Here is a 21,600-nt window from a genome sequence, read left to right as displayed (position 1 = left end):
AATGAATTTAGCGAAAATATCAAAATAGTCTGGTAAGGTGGATCAATAACTTTACTAGGCTATTTTTTTGAGAAAATTCGGTTATGGGATTCTATTTTAAAGACTTTTTAAATAAAACCGTATTCATTTATATTTTCAACCCAATCCTATTGACATTAAAAGCTATTTGCGTTAATATCAAACAGCATTAGTTACTAACACTGTTAGCTATTAATGGTGGAAGTAATTATTTTGAAAAAAGGAGGAGTCATATGTCATACGCAGAAGAAGCCGAACAAGAGCTTATGCGTCTAATGGTTCAAAATCGGCATAGTGCATTTAGCAGACTAGAAAAGAGTAACCAAGGTGAAAGTATTGTCATCAAATTTCTTGCACGCTATGGGGAACCAACTAGTCCAAAGCATCTAGCTGAATCACTGAACCTATCTAGCGCTCGTATTGCAGTCGTTCTAGGAAGTTTAGAAAAAAAAGGTCAAATTGAACGTAAGATGGACCCAGATGATCGTCGTCGTATCAACGTTACTTTAACAGATTGTGGGAAAAAGGCAGCGCAACTACAAAAGAAAGAAATGCGTGATAAGATCGTGCGGATTTTTAAACTAATGGGAGAAGCTGATACGAAACAGTTCATCGAGCTGACTGCGAAATTCGTAGACTATTCCCAACAAATTTCCCAGAAAGAGGAAGGTGACCAATAGTGAAGATTTTTAAATATCTCGGTAAATACTGGTATGCGGTCATCGCAGTTCTTGTGCTTTTAGTTGTACAGGCAAATAGTGATTTAAGCTTACCAAAATTAACATCGGGTATCGTCGATGTCGGTATTCAACAAGGAGGGCTTGAATATTCCACACCTGAAAAAATCAGGAAAACAACTCTTCAGGGAATTGAAATGTTCATGACAGACGATGAGAAAAAAATAATTGAAGATAATTATAAACTAACGACTGAAAAAATCGATGGCAATGAAGTTGAAGTCTATAATTTAAACCTTCAAGAGGATATGACAGAAGCAAAATTAGCAGATATTTTTAATCTACCAATGATGATGCTTGCAACTTCTCAATCAAAAGATTCATCGAGCGGAAGTGAAGCAAAAGCAATCATTGAAGATTATAAAAAAGTTGGAGAAGATGCTGCTAAAGCGAAACAACTTGGTGAAGAAGCAACAGCCCTAGGCGAACAAGCCAAAGCGGCCGGTGCAGCAGCTGCGTCTGCAACAGATGCTGCAACAGCAATGGAAAAAGGACAAGAAGCACAAGATTTGGCTGCTCAAGCGCAAGCAAAAGGTGCTGAAGCAAAATCCTTGGCTGATTCAATTCAAACAACGACAAATGCTATGCCAGCTAGAGTCGAAGCGGCACGCAAAGAAACCAAAAAAGGTTTAGGTGATCTAGGTGCGGATTCAATGAAAACAGTGGGAATTCAATTAACACTGGGTGAATACAAAGCACTAGACATGGATACACAACAAATTCAAACAGATTATATGATTAAAACAGGAACGAAAATGGTTCTTCTAACACTGGTTTCAGCTGTTGCTGCAATCATTGTTGGATTGATTGCTTCACTCGTGGCTGCATCAGTCGGTCGAAATTTGCGTGTGGGTCAATATGAACGAACATTACAATTCTCAAATACTGAAATGGAAAAATTCTCTCCAGCTTCATTAATCACACGTAATACCAATGATATCCAACAAATGCAAATGGGGATCGTGATGATTATGCGTATCGTTTTATACGCACCGATCTTAGGTATTGGTGGGATCTATAATGTCTATCAAACAGGAACAGGTATGGGCTGGATTGTTGGAGTTGCGGTAGCCGCTGTTTTAGTGTTAGTTTTAAGTCTGCTATTGACAACGATGCCTAAATTTAAAGCATTACAAAACTTAGTTGATAGAGTGAATTTGGTTTCTCGTGAAATCATTACTGGTTTACCTGTTATTCGTGCGTTTTCTCGTGAAAAATTTGAAGAAAAACGTTTTGATCGTGCCAACACTGATTTAATGAAAACTCAATTATTCGTTAACCGTGCAATGTCTATTATGATGCCGGTCATGATGTTATTGATGAATGGGATTTCTGTTTTGATCGTTTGGGTCGGCGGACATAATATGAATAACGGTCAACTACAAGTTGGGGATATGATGGCCTTTATCACGTATACAATGCAAATCGTTATGGCTTTCATGATGTTATCAATGGTTTCAATTATTTTACCTCGTGCCAATGTTGCTGCTGGTCGTGTGGAAGAAGTACTTGAAACAGAACCAACAATCAAAGATCCAGAACATCCTAAAGATGATCACGACTTCAAAGGTGAAGTGAAATTTGAAGCAGTAGAATTCCGTTATGGTGATGCTGATGAAGATGTATTGCATCACATCAACTTTGTGGCTAAACCAGGTCAAACAACAGCCTTAATCGGTTCAACTGGTTCAGGTAAATCTACGATCGTTAACTTGATTCCGCGCTTATTTGATGTAACTGGCGGGCGAATCACGATTGATGGTATTGATATTCGTGAAATGAGCTTGCATAAATTACATGAAATCATTGGGTTTGTACCGCAAAAAGGAATTTTATTCTCAGGTGATATTGCATCAAATATCAAATTTGGTGATGCAAACATCTCAGATGAACAAATGAGAAAAGCTGCTGAAATTGCACAAGCAGAAGAATTCATCGATTCAAACGAAAAAGGCTATGACCGAGAAATTTCTCAAGGTGGAACGAACGTTTCTGGTGGACAAAAACAACGTCTATCCATTGCGCGTGCCTTAGCGAAAAATCCTAAAATCTTGATCTTTGATGATTCATTCTCAGCGCTCGATAATAAAACGGACGTAGCGTTACGTAAAGCATTGTCTGAAAATATCAAAGGTGCAACACAAATCATCGTTGCACAAAAAATCTCCACGATCCTTCATGCAGATAATATTATCGTATTAAATGAAGGTCGTGTAGTCGATCATGGAACACATGATGAATTAATGAAATCATCCACTGTCTATCAAGAAATTGCTCAATCACAATTGAGTAATACTGAATTAGGCATAGAAGAAGCAGAGTAGGGAGGAGCGAATATAATGGCAGAACAAACACAAAATCGCCCTCGTGGCGGACGCGGACCTGGAAATGGCGCTCCAGTGGAAAAAGCCAAAGATTTTAAAGGAACATTAAAAAAATTAATCTCCTATATTGGTGCTTATAAAATACCCGTTTTCTTTGTAATGATCTTTGCAATTGCTTCAACCATATTTAATATTTGGGGTCCTAAAATTTTATCTCAAGCGATCACAGAATTATTTAATGGCTTGATTAAAAAGTATCAAGGAACTGGTGGAATCGATTTTAATAAAATTGGTGGAATCCTGCTCTTCATGTTAGGACTCTACTTAGTGGCTTCAGCCTTCGGAATCATTCAAGGTTGGATCATGTCAACGATTTCGCAAAAAATCACGTATCGGATGCGTAAAGAAATTTCAGAAAAAATCAATCGCATGCCAATGAATTATTTTGAAACACGGACAACAGGTGAAGTATTATCTCGTATCACGAATGATGTGGATACTTTAGGTCAATCACTAAACCAATCGATTACGCAGTTGATTACGTCTGTCTTCACCATTATCGGTGTTATCATCATGATGCTATCGATTTCTGTTCAAATGACAGGGATAGCCATTTTGATCGTCCCAATTTCAATGATCTTAATTATGATTGTTGTGAAAAATTCGCAAAAATACTTTAAAACACAACAAGAATATCTAGGTGTCATCAATGGTAAAGTAGAAGAAACAATCGGTGGCTATAACATCGTCCGTCTATTCAATGATGAAGAAAATTCACTTAAAGAATTTAAAACTCAAAACGATGTCTTATTCAAATCAGCTTGGAAATCACAATTTCTTTCAGGTTTGATGCAACCCATTATGAACTTTGTCGGAAATCTAGGTTATGTTGCCGTAGCGATCTTTGGTGGAATCTTAGCTTATAATGGCACAATCACAGTCGGTGATATTCAAGCGTTCATCCAATACGTACGAAACTTAACACAACCTATTGCGCAATTGGCTCAAGTATCTAACTTACTTCAATCAATGGCAGCAGCAGCTGAACGTGTCTTTGAATTCCTTGAAGAAGATGAAGAAGCACAAACTGTTCCAAACCCGGTTAAAATCGATAAAGCAAAAGGTATGGTCGACTTTGAACATGTTCGTTTTGGTTATACACCCGATAAAATCATTATCAATGATTTCAGTTCCCATGTTGATCCAGGCCAAACTGTAGCGATCGTAGGTCCTACTGGTGCAGGGAAAACAACAATGGTTAAGCTATTGATGCGGTTTTACGATGTAACATCTGGTGCGATTAAAATCGATGGTCATAATATCAAAGACTTTAATCGTGCAGACTTACGTAAAAATATCGGGATGGTTTTACAAGATACTTGGTTATTTAAAGGAACGATCATGGAAAACCTTCGTTATGGTCGCCTAGATGCAACAGATGAAGAAGTTTACGCGGCAGCCAAAGCTGCTCACGTTCACCACTTTATCCAAACGTTACCTGGCGGCTACAACATGGAATTAAATGAAGAATCGTCAAATATTTCCCAAGGTCAAAAACAATTATTAACGATTGCTCGTGCAATCTTGGCGGACAAACCGATTTTGATTCTTGATGAAGCAACGTCATCTGTTGATACAAGAACAGAAGGCTTGATTCAAGGCGCCATGAATAACTTGATGGCTGGCCGTACTTCTTTTGTTATCGCTCACCGTTTATCAACGATCAAAGATGCAGATAAAATTCTTTATATGCAGGACGGCGATATCAAAGAACAAGGTACACATGAAGAACTCCTTGCTGAAGGTGGCTACTATGCGTCACTTTATAACTCTCAATTTGAAGAGTTAGAGGAGTAAAAACTTGTAAAAGAGAGGCCGATACAAAAGCGTTTAGCTCCGAGAAATAAGCTGCTTTTTTCTCGCCGTTTATTCGGATTTAGAGCGTGGGATAAAACTGTTCTTTAGTTTTATCCCACGCTTTTTTTTTATTTGCTAGAATAAATCTTTCTGAATTCGCTTGATTTTAAATTAAGAAAAAATAAAGACTCTTGAAATAACTTGAAAAAATTTTTTTCCAGCGTTATTCTTTAATCAAATAAATAGATAAATAACCTTGTTAGGTGAGGCTCCTATACAAACAGAGGCTATTGCGCAGAAACGTCGAAAGACGCCAATGTGTAAAACAGGAATTGTCGAATTAAGGCTTTTCATAAAATAGCTAAGAAATTTTCTTTACGTTGTATAGTGCTAAAACTCAGACGATGAGATTGATTAAAAGTCAAACGTCTTAAGGAAAAATGTTTGGCTTTTTTCTTTTGGTAAATTAGAAAACTATTTTATTTACTGAATGTATACCGTCTTAGTACTTACTTGTGTTTTTTTGGAGTGTGGTTGAATAACGCAAAAAAAGACTGCTAAAAGATTCGCTCCTATCTATTAGGGAATAGAATCTTTTAGCAGTCTTTTTGGGAAATGCTTATGGTTCTTGTTTGATTAGTTTTTTAATGAATATAGGAATGAAGGGATTTATCACATGTATACGTCGAAAGAAAAGAATTTTACTCCAGTTATTTTTAGTGTTGTACTTTTTTCATTACTAAGTTTTTTAGTTGTTAAAAATGTAAGTTGGTTTACAAATTTAGATTCATGGATTTATCAATTTAATTGGAAGCCAAATGAAACACTGACTAGTTTCGTGAATCTATTTGCAAAAACTGCTACAATCGTGCCTATTTTTAGTTTGAGTCTTATCGTGTCATTTGTTCTATGGAAAAATAAGCATAAGCTACTAGCAGTTTGGATGAGCAGTAATGTTTTAGTAGTCAGTGCTTTAGGCTTTATACTTAAGAATTTTGTTGCTCGGCCACGACCTAATGTGGAACAGTTAGCCGAGAAAAGCTCTTACAGTTTCCCAAGTGGGCATTCTCTTTTAGCCATGTGTCTAACTTGTTCTGTTATTTTGATCGTACACACATTTTATCCAAGGAAAACGAAAAATTACAGGATTTTAAAAAATGTATTGCTTCTTTATGTTCTTTTGATTGGCTTGAGTCGAATTTACTTAAGAGTTCATTATCCGAGCGATGTGATTGCAGGGTTTCTTTTAAGTTTTTCTTGGGTGAATTTTTCTTATATCTGCCTTCAAAGGTTGTATCTTAATAGAACATTCACATCACGAGAAGCTAAAAAAAAGTTTGTGCAAAGAACCATTTTGGCTAGCTTAACTGTACTTTTACTGGCCGTTGCGGGAGCTTCTGTATATGGTGCAACAGTCTTTAATAATGTTCAAAAAACGGCTGACAAAATGTATCAGCCGCTGAATCGAAAAACAAAGCCTGCAGAGCTTAATAATAGTAAACCTGTTAGTTTTTTACTTTTAGGGATCGCAAATGATTCAAAGCGTAAAACAGATCTTCGAGCGAATACGATTATGGTCGTGACTGTCAATAATCAATTAAAGAAGACGACAATCACAAGTATTCCTAGAGATGCTTATGTAGAAATCGTTGGAAAAGAGGGTGTATACGACAAAATTAACCATGCCCATTCTTTTGGCGGTGATGAGATGATGATCAATACTGTCGAGCATTATTTAGACATTCCGATCAATCACTATTTTGTCATCAATATGGATGGATTAGCTGCATTGAGTGATGCGGTTGGTGGTGTTACTGTCAATAATGATTTTGAGTTTGATGCAGAAGGAATTCATTATCCAAAAGGAGAGCAGCATTTAGGCGGTTGGGAAACATTGCAATATGCAAGAATGCGCTATGAAGATCCTTTAGGAGACTATGGGAGACAAAAAAGACAGCGGGAAGTAACGATTCAGCTTACCAAAGAATTAATTTCTATGAAAAGTGTTTTTCATTATCAAGAATTACTAGACGTAATTGGTGATAACGGTCAAACTGACATGACCTTGGATCAAATGACTCTCTTGATGAAAAATTATCAGAAGGCTCTAGAAAATATTGAAAGCTATCAAATGCAAGGGGAAGGATTTACTGGGGATGGTTATACAGGAGAAGAAGGAATTTCTTATCAGAGTATTTCAGATGAGGAAAAGCAAAAAGTCACCAGCGAATTAAAGAAACAATTGAATTTAGATGCACCATAATGAAACAAGCTCATTTTTTCAACTTCCAATTGTCAGAGGTCTTTTTCTTTTGGTATAATCTGATTTATAGAAGTGGAGGAATGTTAGTATGATAAAAGTAGCAATCGTTGGATATGGCAACCTTGGACGCGGGGTTGAACGTTCAATAAAACAAAATAAAGATATGGAATTAGTAGGTATCTTTACAAGAAGAGCTCCTGAAACCGTGAAAACAGAAGGCGCTAAAGCATATACAATGGATCACCTAAAACAGAAAAAGGGCGAAATCGATGTCTGCATTCTTTGTGGTGGTTCAGCGACAGATTTACCTGCTCAGACACCAGAATGGACACATTTATTTAATACAATTGATAGTTTTGATACACATGCTAAAATCCCTGAGCATTTTGCTAAAGTGGACCAAGTAGCCAAATCAAATCAAACTACATCGATTATCTCAACAGGCTGGGACCCTGGTTTGTTTAGTTTGAATCGTTTGTATGCCCAAAGTATTTTGCCAGTTGGACAGACGAATACATTTTGGGGTAAAGGAGTTAGTCAGGGGCATTCGGATGCATTAAGACGAATCGAAGGTATACTAGACGCCACGCAATATACGATTCCAAACAAAGAGGTCATTGAGAAACTTAAAGCTGGTGAGAATCTAGATTTGACTACTCGAGACAAACATTATAGAGAATGCTTTGTTGTACTCGAAGAGGGGGCAAATGCAGAAAAAATTCAGGAAGAAATTATTTCAATGCCTAATTATTTTGCTGACTATGATACAAAAGTACACTTTATTTCTAAAGCTGAATTGGATCAAAACCACAAAGCAATGCCGCACGGTGGAACTGTCTTGCATGCTGGAACAACACATGACAATACGAAGCAAGTTATTGAATATAATTTACAACTGGAAAGTAATCCAGAATTTACTGCAAGTGTGTTAGTGGCCTATGCTAGAGCTTGTGTTCGCTTAGCTAAGGAAAAACAATATGGGGCGTTTACAGTTTTAGATATTGCACCAAAATATTTATCTGATCGAACGGATGAAGAGTTAAGAAAAGAATTATTATAAAACTTAATAAATAGCGGGGGATGTCGAGACAAAAGCAGTTAGCACCGAGAAGTTGATATGATTGCAACGGAATGTCATCTGTTTTTTTCTCGCTATTCTAGTTGGACTTAGAGCGCGAAACAAAACTGTTTTTTAGTTTTGACACACGCTCTTATTTTTATCTTATTAAAGAAGATAAAAATAAAAAGACAAAAAAAGACCTGAAAATCAGGTCTTAATAAGACTTATGCTTGATCTTTTCTGGAGATAAGTGGAAAAAATTTTAGACAATAAATAGCACATAATCCAACGATCACATAAATGATCTTAGCAAAAATCGTTGTTGAACCGCCAGCTATCGTTGCGACTAAATCAAATTCAAACAGACCGACTAGTAGCCAGTTCAATCCACCGACAATCAGCAAAGCCAATGCAACTGAATCTAAAGCTTTCATAAATATTACCTCCTTTATTTGGAATAAAATTATAGTAAAACAATTTTTTTGTAATTGCAAAAATTTCGAATTATTTTATTTGAAAAAAACGACATAATAGCAGGTTTAATTAAAAATAAGTTAATAATAATTATGAGATTCTACGGTTGTTCGGATTAAGAGAGGCCGAGACAGAAGCGTTTAGCTCCGAGAAATAAGAGGGAATTCACGAAAATTGCTTTTCAAATTTTTGTGAATTTCAGCTTATTTCCGAAGGAGCTGCTTTTTTCTCGCCGTTTATTCGGATTTAGAGCGTGATTCTGTCTACTAAAATTTTATAAACTCTTTCTAAATCTTCTTGTGTTCCTCGGAGTTCGTAGTCGGCTAAAAATGGAAAATCAAATTTCTCTGCGTATTGTTTCGCTGTCAAGCAGTATTGATTGTTAAAATTTTTATTTCCACTACCGATGACACCTAAACAAAAATGATAGTTGCAATGATAGTCCAAATATTCCCGCATCGTTTCTGTTAAAATTTCTGTATCCCCGTTATCTACACCATTGCCACCATCTAAGTATGTTGGAACAAAAGTAAAAAAAGGCATAAGTTCATCTTCAAAGACTGAATTTTCATGAATCTCTTTCACTTCAATTTGTGTATCATATTTATCAGAAGCGTAAGTCACCAAACGCTTAACAAACGAACGTGTATTACCAGATATTGAAATATATAAAATCCTCATTTTTACCCTCCTAAACATAAAAGTATAGTAAGACCATACAGTTCCAATAGAAAAATAGGAAATTAAGAGTGAACTAACAAAGTTAAACACTCACTATTTCTAATCTATTTTTACATCTTAACTATAGTTGATTGAAAGCGAATTTCCAAGTCTTTTGTGAAAAAAATCATTTAGTCTTTATTGTTTGTCACTACTTCCTACATAACCTATAATATTTCTATACTAAAAGAAAAGAGGAGCAAAAAATGGTTTACAAAGTGGATTTTAAAAACGTTTCAACAGTTGGCTTTGAAACTTCTCCTGTCGCAGAAGCGTTAGCAGGCTTACGAGCTAATGAAGCTCGTTATTATTGGAATAAATACAAGCATGAATTTGTAACGGTACCTGCAAGTGAAGATCCTGACACTTTAGGCTGGATCGAAAAAGTCTTAACGGAACGTGCGATGACATTCCCTTACAAACCATTGGAAGTTTCAAGTTTTGAAGTAGATGGTATCAAGATGGCCTATGTTTTTTATGAAAATGGTCTAGCTGTTAATGTAATGTATACGCTTGAAGAAGGCGGAAAACGTGCTGTGGGCTTTAAGCTATCAGATGGCATGGATATTCCAGCAGAGTTTGAAGGCAAGTTTAAATTTGCTCGACAAAAATCAAAATTAGCGGGTACGATCAGAGGGTCATTCTTTGTCATTAAAGGCGAGTACTAATCGTGAGGGAAAGAGTCTAATGCTTTAATTATAGAAAAATAATTGATTTTAGAAGAATAATAAAAAAGTGATCTGGAGAATTTTGTTTAATCATCCTAATCACTTTTTTTGTAAAAATAACGATTATTATTTATAAAAATCTTTTCATAAAGCCAAGTATTCAATTTTAACTCAACTTTAGCATCACCAAGATTTGGGGCTTTGTCTACTAACGTTCTTCCTATTTCCAAACAATCTAAAGCAGCTTGGGTATCCTTTTGAACAAAATAATTATAAGCTGCTTCTATTCGTTTATTTCCCATTAAAGGCTGCTTCAAGCTCATTTTCACTTTTTTATCGGACCAGAGTTGAGAGAGTCTAGGATCATCAGGATTAGTGATGGCTAAGGAGAAAATAAGTTCTTTTTTTACTTCTATTTGATATACAGAAATCAAGTCATCTAGCCGTTTCCACAGCGATTCCACATGGTCATTTAAGCGTTGCCAATCGAATGCTTCTGCTGACCGTGCGATTTGTAAAAAATGTTGATACTCATTGAAGTAGGTTTGGGAAGATTCAGAGGGGACTATCTCGAAATAAGTATTCGGAAGTTCGAGATACGTCATCCCTTGATTCAGCAGATAGTTTACTTCAAATTGGATATATAGCAAGTACTGCTGCTCTTCGCTAGAAGAGGCTACTTTTAGACTCATGCCATCATTGAAACCAAAGGGATAAGCATTTGTGACAGCCATAAAGAGTCCTACAATGACAAAAGTTGCAGCAATCAACGAATGAGGGACAAATAAAATAATGGCGATGATGCTCGTTATTAAATTTGCTAAAACGCCTCCGAGCAAATATAGTCGAAAAGGAAATTTTCCTTTTTCATAAAGTGGGGGAGCCATCAAACATTGCCCCAAAGTTCCTGGAACTTTCAAACGACGAAAGACGATTGAACCATCATTTTGCCAAACCCACATAAAAGAAAAAATTCGATAACTCACCATTTTATATCCAGTTAATTTTCCAAAAATCCCGTGTCCTGCTTCGTGAATAATGATATGAAAGATAAAAGAAACAACCAACGCAAGGGAAAAAATCACCATATCAAAGCCCGAAAACGCATTTTTTTCAATTAGATAACCACCAAAATACCCGATCGTGGCCCCGAGTCCTGTCATTGCTAAAATAGTTCCAACTTGTTTCACTTTCTTTTTCATAGTTTACCTCCTTTTTATATCTATTTTACCTTAAAAAAAGGTTTAAAACGAAATGATTTTAAAACAAAGTGGGTTAAGACAAGAAGTCTCTATTTAGAGGATGTATTTTAAGAAGGAACGAAACAAAACAATAAAGTGCTTAATTTCTTTACTTTTGAATAGCCTCATGTTACGATTTTGTTGTTGTCATGATAATGATGACCATTAAAAATTAAATAGAACCCATCACAAAGGGGAGCCATGGCTGAGAATGAGTAATAACTCTAAACCCTTGAACCTGTTCGTTAGTACGAGCGTAGGAATTGTGATGGAGTAAATAAATACTTTTACTCCTCCTTTGTGAATTGGTCGTTCTAAAGGGAGGATTTTTTTATGCAAAGAACATCAGAGTTACGAGTTTGGATCGAAGGGACAATCGTGGCGGCAATTGCGATGGTTTTATCTTTTATTCCAACGAATGTCGGCAGTAGTTTTTCAATATCTTTGGGGATGATCCCAATCACGCTGTATGCGTTGCGAAGGGGGACAAAGGCTGGATTTTTTTCAGCTTTTATCTGGGGATTACTGCACTTTCCGTTAGCTCAAGTTTATTATTTAATGCCTGCCCAAGTAATTATTGAATATATTTTAGCTTTCGGTTTTGCAGGTTTTGCAGGTATGTATAGTAGTAAATTGAAGCAATCAATCCGAGAGAAAGAGTACATGAAAAGCGGTCGGATTATTATTTATGCTTCTTTTTTAGGTACGCTTATGCGTTATTTTTGGCACTTTATTGCAGGTGTTCTCTTTTGGGGAAGCTTTGCACTTTGGGGGATGAATCCTTGGTTGTTTTCATTCGTTATGAATGGACTAAGTGGTCTAGCAACAGCGATTGTGACCTCAGTGGTGTTAATGTTACTACTTAAAATCAATCCTACATTATTTCTTTCAGAAAATAGGGTGCAAATGAGTCAACATGATAAACAAATTTAATGACAGAAGTAGTTAAGTAGTCTGGGCTAAAACGTAACAAGTTTTAGCTCTTTTTTATTTTTGTAATAATTGAAACCGAAAATAAGATAAAAGGGACTTACTTTCTTTTTATTTATATCTGCACTAAATAATTCAAGCGTAGGTTAATTATTTGTTTGAAAAGAATAACTCAAGTAGAATAAAATTATAATAATTTGGCTAAGTAAGGAAGTTAGTAAATGACCTATATGCTGAGGGTAATGATTTACTCGATGCGTTAAAAAATGTGTAGGCTTTTCTGATTTTAGATAAGCACTTCAAAACTGGAAAAGTATCTAAACAGAAATTAAATACTAATTTGAGGAGTGTTTTTAATGTCTAAAAATCCCACTTTATTTGAGCCTATTCACTGGAAAAGAAATTTTTATTTGTTTCTAACAGGACAATTTTTATCAGGAATTACAAGTATGGTTGTACAATACGCGATTATTTGGTACCTTACAAAGACAACAGGTTCGGCAACGGTTTTGAGTTTAGCAATGTTATTGGGAATGCTGCCAATGGTTTTATTGAGTCCGTTTACGGGTCCTTTGATCGATCGTTGGAATAAAAAAATATTGTTAGTTGTGACCGATATCATCGTAGCGATTTTTGCAATAATTTTATCGATCACTGGTACACTTTCACCTGAATTTCCATTGTGGTTAGTATTTGTTTCATTATTGATCCGTTCAATTGCACAAACGTTTCAAATGCCAACGATACAGTCAATTCTACCAACGATGGTGCCAGAAGAGGAATTGACTAAAGTCAATGGACAATTTAGTATGGTGCAATCAGCAAATTTCATTATCGCGCCTGCTTTGGGAGCGGTTCTTTATTCTATAGTCCCTATGAATTTCTTGATTTTATTAGACGTACTTGGGGCAGTTTTTGGCGTTGGATTACTTCTTTTAGTTACAATTCCACGCATCACTTCAGAAGGCGAACCGATTCACCTTTTAGCAGATACAAAATTTGGCTTTAAAAAATTGTTTGAAAATAAAGGACTTTGGTATATTACAATCGTTGGAGCAATCTTTATGCTGCTATTTATGCCTGCAGCGAGTTTATATCCGTTGATGACGATGAATTATTTTAATGGATCAGTGGGACAAGCAGGGCTTGTTGAAGTGGTTTATTCAGTTGGAATGCTGATCGGAGGTGCTGTGATTGGAATTTTTGGGAATTGGAAAAACCGGATGAATCTGATCTTTTTTGCTTATGCTGTGATTGGCGTGACGATTAGCTTAAGTGGTTTTTTGCCACCGACAAGTAAAGGGTTTATCTATTTTATTCTCTTAAATGCCATTGCAGGTTTTGCTACACCTTATTTTAACACCTTACTAATGGCAATGATCCAGCAAAGTTATGAACCGAACGTTTTAGGGCGGGTGTTGGGTGTATTAAATTCTTTGATGAGTATTACTGGTCCAGTAGGCTTACTATTTGCTGGCCCATTAGCGGATAAAATAGGTGTAGAAAAGATGTTTGTGATTGCTGGATTTGGTGCGATTATATGTGGAGTGATCAATTTTATGATACCAGTTGCTAGAAATTATGATAAAGAATTGCAGAAAAAAATATTGGAAGAAAAAGAGCGAGAAGAAGAAAATGAACAGGTAGAATCACCTGATATATAGAAATATGCTGAAGAAAGTAAGAATGGTTGAATAATTAGTGTATTGTTTTTTGTGTCTATCTAAATTAAAAAGTGCATGTTCACTCTGGGTGAATGCACTTTTCAATACATTTTATAAAATGAATAGAGCGAAAATGTAAACCTAATATAAGTGATTTAAATGATCCTAGCAACTACACTATTATTCTTTAACTGCTTTAAACAAAACTTGAAAGAAATAAGCTAATCCTACCGTAATGATGATATGACCCAACCCAGCGATTCCTGAGATAGCCGCAGATTCTGGATAATCTAACACTTGTAAAACACCGCGAACAATCATTAGCAGTAATGTGACCCCTAACCCAATATTATAAATAATATAGAATTTTTTATAATTTTTTTCTTTACTCAATTGAAAATTCTTCTCTAAAAGTAAAACAATCAAGAAAAAGAACATTCCTAAAATCAAGACATGTGTGTGTAAAACACTAAGTTGTGTTTCACCAGTAAAACCTGTCCATTTCGTAAATTCACGATAAAAAATACCAGCCAACAATCCGAATATCATATAAGACATGCTTACTCTAACTAACTTTTTCATTATCCACCTCTAATTTTATTTTTCAAACACCTTAACTATAGCAAAGTGAGTAGTTAATTTCTATGTATTTGCTTTTAAACTAAAGCGAAAAATACTATGCATTTTAGATACGCTTTTTTTTCATATCTTATATAATGAATGAAAGACAAAGACAAATTGGAGTGATACAGATGACAATCAAACGTACTTGGTGGAAAGAAGCAGTTGGTTATCAGATCTATCCAAGAAGTTTTATGGATACAAATGATGATGGTATTGGTGATTTAAATGGTATTCGCTCAAAGCTAGATTACCTCAAGGATTTAGGAATTGGCTTTATTTGGATCACACCGATTTATGAATCACCTAATGTTGATAATGGTTATGATATCAGCAACTACCAAGAAATCCTTAAGACATTTGGTACAATGGAAGAATTCGATTTATTGTTGAAAGAAGCACATGAATTAGAGATCAAAGTTATTATGGATTTGGTCATCAACCATACATCTAATCAGCACCCATGGTTTATAGAATCAAGATCATCGCTTAAAGACGATTATAGAGACTATTATATTTGGGCAGACGGAAAGATCGATGGTCCGCCAAATGACTGGGTTTCGATTTTTGGTGGCTCTGCATGGGAATTTGATGACACGACAAATCAGTATTATCTCCATGTTTTTGCTAAAGAACAACCTGATTTGAATTGGGAAAATCCACGAGTGAAAAGAGACCTATTTTCAATGGTCGACTGGTGGCTTGATAAAGGGATCGATGGTTTTCGTGTTGATGCGATTTCACATATCAAAAAAGCTCCATTAGAAACATCTTCAACCAACGATCCATTTGAATCATTTAAAAATGTACCTGGGATTGAAACGCATTTAAAGGAATTGAGAGATGTTTTTAAAAAGCGTGATATACTAACGGTTGGAGAAGCCAATGGTGTTAGTGCTACGCAAGCGCATCAATGGGTGGGAGACAAAGAAGGCTATTTCAATATGTTATTTGAATTCGATCATATCTCACTTTGGAATAAAGAGGAACATGAAACTTTAGATGTTATTCATTTTAAACAGGCACTTACGGCTTGGCAAGAAGCGCTGGCAGATGGAGCAGGTTGGAATGCTTTGTATATGGAAAATCACGATATTCCTCGTTCGGTATCTAGTTTTGGTAGCGAAGAAACGGTATTTTGGCAAGCATCGGCAAAAGCGTTAGCACTGACTTTTCTGTTACTACAAGGCACACCGTTCATTTACCAAGGACAAGAAATCGGTATGACAAATATGCCGTTTACTTCTATTGAAGAGATTGATGCAGTCGATACTAAAAATTTTTATTATGAAATGATTCATACAGGTGTTGATCCTTTAAAAGCGATGAATGTCATCCGCCGAACGGCCAGAGATAATTCGAGAACACCTATGCAATGGACGGCAGAAGAATATGCAGGATTTTCTAAACGAAAACCTTGGATAGTTCTTAATCCTAATAAGCAAAAAATCAATGTTTTAGATGAGTCAACGGATCCAAATTCTGTTTTGAATTTTTATAAAGAAGTTATTCAGTTAAGGAACAATAATGAAGCATTGATTTATGGTCGTTACAAACTGTACTTACCCGAGCATCCACAGCTGTTTGTCTACGGACGTCGTTTGGGTACAGAGCGGTTTGTGATTATTATCAACTTATCCAAAGACTTTGCATCGGCAGATCTTCCAGAAAATGTTCAGATCGAAGACTGGGAGCTCCAGCTATGCAATCTGACAGATCACACAATCCATCAACATACAATGTTTGCGCCTTATGAAGCACGAGTATACAAACATAAAGTTAGTGAGTAAAAAACTAAGTTGTTTTCTTTCATTGAAAAGAAAGCAACTTTTTTTAGAGATGAAACAAAAAAATGATTTAATTGGAATAAGAAAATAGAACACTGAGCACTAACAAGTTTTTTTTTTAGAAAATTTCCAATTTTTCATTGCTTTTTTTTTCTAGGTGGCGTAACTTTAAAGATATAAATTTTGAAAATGAGGGATACAGTATGAGAAATTTTGAAAAATCCAACAAACTTGATGGTGTAAGTTATGATGTACGTGGTCCGGTTTTAGAAGAAGCGGACAGAATGCATGAAGAAGGCATTCGCATTTTGAAACTTAATACTGGTAATCCCGCCCCCTTTGGTTTTGATGCGCCAAATGAAGTAGTTCGTGACATGATCATGAACGTTCGTAATTCAGAAGGCTATTCTGACTCGAAAGGAATCTTCTCAGCACGTAAAGCAATTGAGCAATATTGCCAAGTCAAGGGTTTTCCTAATGTGACGATCAATGATATTTATACAGGTAATGGTGTCAGTGAGCTGATCTCAATGTGTATGCAGGGGCTATTGAATAATGGCGATGAGGTTTTAGTACCAATGCCGGACTATCCACTATGGACAGCGTCAATTTCATTAGCTGGTGGAAATCCTGTTCATTATATTTGTGATGAACAAGCAGAGTGGTATCCAGATATTGATGATATTAAATCCAAAGTTACGGCCAATACGAAAGCAATCGTGATCATCAATCCTAATAATCCGACAGGAGCGTTGTATCCTAAGGAAATTCTTGAACAAATCGTTGAAATTGCGAGACAAAACGATTTGATCATTTTCTCAGATGAAATCTATGACCGTTTAGTGATGGATGGTTTAACGCATATTCCGATTGCGACATTAGCACCTGATTTGTTTGTAGTTACATTAAATGGACTGTCAAAATCACATAGAGTTGCTGGTTTCCGTTGCGGCTGGATGGTACTTAGTGGAAATAAAAAACATGTTAAAGGCTATATTGAAGGGCTAAATATGCTAGCGTCGATGCGTTTGTGTTCGAATGTATTATCTCAACAAATCATCCAAACAGCATTGGGTGGTTATCAAAGTGTGGATGACTTGTTATTGCCAGGAGGCAGGATTTATGAACAACGGGAATACATTTATAATGCAATCAATGATATCCCAGGTCTTTCTGCTGTAAAACCCAAAGCTGCTTTTTATATTTTCCCAAAAATCGATACCGCTCGTTTTAATATTTATGATGATGAAAAATTTGTTCTTGATTTTTTACATGAGCACCATATTCTACTTGTACATGGTGGTGGTTTCAACTGGACACAACCTGACCATTTTAGAATCGTGTACCTTCCAAAGATGGAAGATTTGAAATTTACGACTGAAAAAATGCGTGAATTTTTAAGTACCTATAAGCAAAAATAAGTGAATACATTTTGAAACTAAAAAGAGTGACTCAAAACTTTTCCAGTTTTGAGTCACTCTCATTTTAAGAATGCGTCCTACAAAGAGCTATTGAAATGTCAACGTTATTCTGCAGTTTGACAATCTTTTTTACTAATTACCATACGATTTGTATATTTTTCTTCCATATCCGGACTTGGATCCGAAACAACAACCAAATAAGCATTTTCATATTCTTTTTCGACATAGCCTTTATAACTGTTTTTTTCCCAACTAAAGCTAATTCGTTTCTCCTGTATCATGAGTAACACCCCTTATTTGCAAAGTAAAATTAGTTTAAATCGTCTTGGTTTAGTGATAGGTAATGTTCTTGCAGTATATTATGCTATAAAGTACAATAAATGCATAATGCGAATTCGCATATTTAGTTCTTTTTTAACAACAAAACGTTTTTATTGACAATAGCTAATTGAAATTGACATAGGAGTGAGAGCATGGATTCTTTTGGAGCAGTTATTAAAGAAATTCGTAAGAATAGAAAATTAACACAAAAAATGTTATCAGAAGACATTTGTTCACAAAGTGTATTGAGTAGGATAGAAAACAATGAAGAATTACCTAATGTAGTCGTGATGCAGCAGATTTGTCAACGTTTAGGCGTGACAATGGACCAAATTATGCAGTTCAAATCAGATGAAGTTCGGTTGATTACTCAAATCTTTGAAAAAATAGCAGATTATTTTCGTCATAAAGAATACGAAAAAATAATGACTTATATGGAAGATACTCAAATTGAAGAGCGGCTCCATCTTGATACAGATTGGCAACGGTATTATTATTATTTGGGTAGCTGTAAATTTTATCTTTGTAATGATTATGAACAAGCAATATTGGATCTAAAAAAGGGTCTTTCATTTACTTATCAAGCAAACAAAGTGAATTTATCCGATTTTGAAATCCAAGTGATCAGCTGTATTGGCAGCACGTATAGCAGTATTGGTAAAATTGCTGAAGCTGAAAAATACTTAAAGCTAAGCATTCATTACTTTCATAAATTACCAAATGAACGTGTGACAGCTGAATTAACAAAAATATTTTATAATTATTCCAAGTTTCTAGCAGACCATAACCGTTTTGAAGAAGCACAAATCTATATCGATCAAGGAATTGTTTGGTCTAGGCATAGAAATAGTTACTATTTTTTAAGTGAATTATTTCAATTGAAAACCCAATTGATGTTTGTCAAAGGGAATACAGAACAAGCAGAAGAATACCAACTTTTATCTGACCAAATCCGTCGTATTGAAACAATTAAAATCTAAGGAAAGTTAAGTAAATATTTTTTGAAAAGGTCTACACCATTCTTGACTTTAGCTGATTTTAAGAGTACGTTTAAAGTAGAAAATTAAAGAAAGAAGGATGAAGATGAGAACGTTTATCTTTGCTGAAAAGTTCTTTTTAAAAAGTGATGTAAAAGGACCAGGATATTTAGAAATCACAGATGGCTTATTCGGAGATTTTTATAAAGAAGTCCCTGAAAAAGATGCAAAAGTAATCAAAGAAGAAGGAAAGTGGATCGCACCAGGATTAGTTGATACTCATATTCATGGCTATATGAATCACGATGTCATGGATAGTGATGCAGAAGGCTTGAAAGTGATGTCAGAGGGGCTATTGTCTTGTGGTGTAACGTCATTTCTACCAACAACATTAACGTCAAGTAAAGAACGTTTGAAAGATGTTGCAAAAACAATTGGTGATGTCTATCAAGAAGTACCTGGAGCAAAAGTTCAAGGAATCTATTTTGAAGGCCCGTTTTTCACTGAAGAACACAAAGGCGCTCAAAACCCAAGTTATTTTGGCGATCCAGATTTAGCGACATTTAACGAATGGCAAGAAGCTTCTGGTGGTTTGATCAAAAAAATTGCATTAGCTCCAGAACGCAAAGGGGTTAAAGAATTTGTTAAAGCTGTAACTGATGAAGGTGTCGTTGTGGCATTGGGTCATAGTGATGCAACCTTAGAACAAGCAACAGATGCAGTGGAATCAGGTGCTAGTGTTTTTGTACATGCATATAACGGTATGCGCGGATTAAATCATCGTGAACCAGGAATGGTTGGGGCACTAATGTCATTAAACCATGTGTTTTCTGAATTAATTTGTGATGGACACCATGTTCACCCCAATGCAGCGGATATTTTAATGGAAAAAGCAGGACATGATCATGTTGCATTAATCACTGACTGTATGATGGCAGGTGGTATGCCAGACGGTAATTATAACTTAGGTGAATTTCCAGTTGTCGTAAAAGACGGTACAGCTCGTTTAGAGTCTGGGAATTTGGCTGGTAGTATTTTGAAATTAAAAGAAGCAATCAAAAACGTGGTGGACTGGGAAATTGCGACACCAGAGCAAGCTATTATGATGGCAACGCTAGTGCCAGCAGTTAGTTGTAAAATCGATGATAAATGCGGCATGATCACTCGAGGTCGTGATGCCGACTTTATCGTATTGAATCCAAATATGGAATTAGATGCAACGTATTTAGATGGTGTAGAGCGTTATCGAGCATAATAAAAACGAGATTTCAGCTGAACTGCTGAAATCTCGTTTTTTTATTATTCATTTTTAGGTAAGATTGAAGAACAAATCAAATTGTTTGTGTGTGCAATAAAAAAATCTGATAAAAATAGATCATAAGTTTCAATATCTGATTTATAAAGTGAAACTGGAATGACGAAAGATTGTTCCGTAGTACCTGCAATATAATCGCCATCGATTGTTTGTGCGACAACTAGAAATTCTTGTTCACTCCAATTTGAAAGATCATCTAAAGAAATCGTGTCATCAGAAGCGAGGTAGTGAACATTCTGCTCAAACTGCTCTTCTATGGTTTGACTGAAAATAATCGTACTTTCTTCATCTTGGTCATTTTCTAAAACCGCAGTTAAAAAACTTTTTGGGGTAGATTCTGTAAGTTGGTCTTTTATTTTCTGAAAATTCATTAGAATACCTCCTGATTTAAAAGCTGAACAATCTACTTTTCATTCAATATCGTAACATGAAAATCAATCTTTGTATTTTTATTTAGACCCTTAGCTTCCAAATCGATTTGTTTACATAATAATTCTGTTCCTTCATAAATAGGTGTCACACGGTAACGAATGGTTTCGCCATTGTCTAATGCCTGACGAATCTGGTTTTCATATTTTGTCATGAAAGGTGTATTTACAGGTGTTTGATAAAGAGTAGTGAGATTTCTTGTATCATCACCAGTACCACCAAGCTGACGACCGATCAGATGCCCTCTAGAATGAGACGTAGGTTCTAAACCAGAAACAAAGCCGGGTGGACGAATATCTTTATTAGCCGATGTTCCTGTATTGACCATTGCGGGTTTTAATAAAGCATCGGCACCGGTTGCTCTTCCAAGTGAATCTAAAGCATGGTAATCGACCCATCCTTTTTTACTGTCTGTTAGTTCATCTGCTGAAAAAGTTGCAGGACCTAGTTCTTTTGGACCTGGATTGGTGGAACTTATAGGTTTTGTTGTGCTGGGTTTGGTTTGTTGTTGGGTGTGAATACCGAACATTTCTTGAATATCATCAGGAACTTGAACTCCAAATACGCCCAAAACTAAAATAATTAAAACCGCTACAAGCATAACTGCAGGACTAAACGGCGGCTTTTGTTTTTTTCTTGCCATGTTTTTTCTCCTAACTAATTTCAGAGATCGAAAAGAACCCTATTTTTCTAAGTCACATTTTCTGGACTCATCGTTTATTTGGATTTAATCTCATCCTTCTATTATACGAAAAAAAATCAAAAAATCAAAA

General features: G+C 35.6%; 19 protein-coding genes and 2 riboswitches. Of the genes, 12 read left to right on the top strand and 7 right to left on the bottom strand.

Annotated features, from left to right (window positions below; translation table 11 throughout):
- Positions 1–251: 251 nt before the first annotated feature.
- The 5 genes from IGJ02_RS09810 (at position 252) to IGJ02_RS09790 (ending at position 8,259) form a co-directional block, all read left to right on the top strand.
- The gene (locus tag IGJ02_RS09810; RefSeq protein ID WP_430601850.1) at positions 252–698 is read left to right on the top strand and encodes a MarR family winged helix-turn-helix transcriptional regulator; all 447 of its coding nucleotides are present in this window, start codon (positions 252–254) and stop codon (positions 696–698) included.
- Positions 698–3,079 carry an ABC transporter ATP-binding protein gene (locus IGJ02_RS09805; protein WP_430601849.1) on the top strand — a complete coding sequence of 794 codons (2,382 nt, stop codon included), beginning with the start codon at positions 698–700 and terminating at the stop codon, positions 3,077–3,079. The genes IGJ02_RS09810 and IGJ02_RS09805 overlap by 1 nt, the downstream gene beginning before the upstream one ends.
- 15 nt (positions 3,080–3,094) lie before the next feature.
- Positions 3,095–4,936, top strand: coding sequence for an ABC transporter ATP-binding protein (locus IGJ02_RS09800; RefSeq protein ID WP_010763403.1), 1,842 nt, complete (start codon positions 3,095–3,097; stop codon positions 4,934–4,936).
- 248 nt (positions 4,937–5,184) lie between these two features.
- Positions 5,185–5,352: riboswitch (M-box (ykoK) riboswitch) on the top strand.
- Between the two features lie 260 nt (positions 5,353–5,612).
- Complete coding sequence (locus tag IGJ02_RS09795; RefSeq protein WP_010763405.1) at positions 5,613–7,199, top strand: phosphatase PAP2/LCP family protein; 1,587 nt, start codon at positions 5,613–5,615, stop codon at positions 7,197–7,199.
- An 88-nt stretch (positions 7,200–7,287) separates the two neighbouring features.
- Positions 7,288–8,259 (top strand): diaminopimelate dehydrogenase, encoded by a 972-nt coding sequence (locus IGJ02_RS09790; protein WP_430601848.1) that lies wholly within the window; start codon positions 7,288–7,290, stop codon positions 8,257–8,259.
- 224 nt (positions 8,260–8,483) lie between these two features.
- On the opposite strand, the gene IGJ02_RS09785 is transcribed toward IGJ02_RS09790, so the two are convergent.
- Positions 8,484–8,693, bottom strand: a complete 210-nt coding sequence (locus IGJ02_RS09785; RefSeq protein WP_010763407.1) for a DUF378 domain-containing protein — start codon at positions 8,691–8,693, stop codon at positions 8,484–8,486.
- A 286-nt stretch (positions 8,694–8,979) separates the two neighbouring features.
- Positions 8,980–9,414, bottom strand: coding sequence for a class Ib ribonucleoside-diphosphate reductase assembly flavoprotein NrdI (gene nrdI, locus IGJ02_RS09780; RefSeq protein ID WP_430601847.1), 435 nt, complete (start codon positions 9,412–9,414; stop codon positions 8,980–8,982).
- Positions 9,415–9,659: 245 nt separating this feature from the next.
- On the opposite strand from nrdI, the gene IGJ02_RS09775 reads away from it, so the two are divergent.
- Complete coding sequence (locus IGJ02_RS09775; RefSeq protein WP_010763409.1) at positions 9,660–10,121, top strand: hypothetical protein; 462 nt, start codon at positions 9,660–9,662, stop codon at positions 10,119–10,121.
- Between the two features lie 95 nt (positions 10,122–10,216).
- On the opposite strand, the gene IGJ02_RS09770 is transcribed toward IGJ02_RS09775, so the two are convergent.
- The gene (locus IGJ02_RS09770; RefSeq protein WP_430601846.1) at positions 10,217–11,323 is read right to left on the bottom strand and encodes a hypothetical protein; all 1,107 of its coding nucleotides are present in this window, start codon (positions 11,321–11,323) and stop codon (positions 10,217–10,219) included.
- 221 nt (positions 11,324–11,544) lie between these two features.
- Positions 11,545–11,642, top strand: a riboswitch (TPP riboswitch).
- A 53-nt stretch (positions 11,643–11,695) separates the two neighbouring features.
- Between IGJ02_RS09770 and thiT the strand changes: the two genes are divergently transcribed.
- Positions 11,696–12,295: an energy-coupled thiamine transporter ThiT gene (thiT, locus tag IGJ02_RS09765; RefSeq protein WP_430601845.1), complete on the top strand. Its 600-nt coding sequence runs from the start codon at positions 11,696–11,698 to the stop codon at positions 12,293–12,295.
- A gap of 353 nt (positions 12,296–12,648) precedes the next feature.
- Positions 12,649–13,956, top strand: a complete 1,308-nt coding sequence (locus tag IGJ02_RS09760) for an MFS transporter (protein ID WP_430601844.1) — start codon at positions 12,649–12,651, stop codon at positions 13,954–13,956.
- A 180-nt stretch (positions 13,957–14,136) separates the two neighbouring features.
- Here the strand turns inward: IGJ02_RS09760 and IGJ02_RS09755 are convergent, their stop codons facing one another.
- Positions 14,137–14,538 (bottom strand): DUF2871 domain-containing protein, encoded by a 402-nt coding sequence (locus IGJ02_RS09755; protein ID WP_010763413.1) that lies wholly within the window; start codon positions 14,536–14,538, stop codon positions 14,137–14,139.
- Positions 14,539–14,708: 170 nt separating this feature from the next.
- On the opposite strand from IGJ02_RS09755, the gene IGJ02_RS09750 reads away from it, so the two are divergent.
- Both IGJ02_RS09750 and IGJ02_RS09745 read left to right on the top strand, forming a co-directional pair.
- Complete coding sequence (locus tag IGJ02_RS09750; RefSeq protein WP_430601843.1) at positions 14,709–16,367, top strand: glycoside hydrolase family 13 protein; 1,659 nt, start codon at positions 14,709–14,711, stop codon at positions 16,365–16,367.
- A gap of 200 nt (positions 16,368–16,567) precedes the next feature.
- Positions 16,568–17,785: a pyridoxal phosphate-dependent aminotransferase gene (locus IGJ02_RS09745; RefSeq protein WP_010763415.1), complete on the top strand. Its 1,218-nt coding sequence runs from the start codon at positions 16,568–16,570 to the stop codon at positions 17,783–17,785.
- Positions 17,786–17,889: 104 nt separating this feature from the next.
- Here the strand turns inward: IGJ02_RS09745 and IGJ02_RS09740 are convergent, their stop codons facing one another.
- On the bottom strand, positions 17,890–18,066 hold the full coding sequence (locus IGJ02_RS09740; protein ID WP_010763416.1) for a hypothetical protein: 177 nt from the start codon (positions 18,064–18,066) through the stop codon (positions 17,890–17,892).
- 192 nt (positions 18,067–18,258) lie between these two features.
- Here IGJ02_RS09740 and IGJ02_RS09735 point away from each other — a divergent pair, with 192 nt between their 5' ends.
- Together IGJ02_RS09735 and nagA are read left to right on the top strand one after the other, a co-directional pair.
- Positions 18,259–19,086, top strand: coding sequence for a helix-turn-helix domain-containing protein (locus tag IGJ02_RS09735; protein ID WP_010763417.1), 828 nt, complete (start codon positions 18,259–18,261; stop codon positions 19,084–19,086).
- 103 nt (positions 19,087–19,189) lie between these two features.
- A complete protein-coding gene (gene nagA, locus IGJ02_RS09730) occupies positions 19,190–20,338 on the top strand; it encodes an N-acetylglucosamine-6-phosphate deacetylase (protein WP_430601842.1) in 1,149 nt (382 codons plus the stop codon).
- Between the two features lie 44 nt (positions 20,339–20,382).
- Here nagA and IGJ02_RS09725 read toward each other — a convergent pair whose 3' ends face one another.
- A complete protein-coding gene (locus IGJ02_RS09725; RefSeq protein WP_010763419.1) occupies positions 20,383–20,769 on the bottom strand; it encodes a hypothetical protein in 387 nt (128 codons plus the stop codon).
- A gap of 32 nt (positions 20,770–20,801) precedes the next feature.
- The gene (locus IGJ02_RS09720) at positions 20,802–21,470 is read right to left on the bottom strand and encodes a DNA/RNA non-specific endonuclease (RefSeq protein WP_430601841.1); all 669 of its coding nucleotides are present in this window, start codon (positions 21,468–21,470) and stop codon (positions 20,802–20,804) included.
- Positions 21,471–21,600: the final 130 nt, after the last annotated feature.

The organism is Enterococcus sp. DIV0724b, assembly GCF_050531475.1.
Lineage (GTDB): Bacteria > Bacillota > Bacilli > Lactobacillales > Enterococcaceae > Enterococcus_L > Enterococcus_L haemoperoxidus.
The sequence above is the reverse complement of the archived record's forward strand: the minus strand, read 5'-3'. Positions and strand labels throughout refer to the sequence as shown.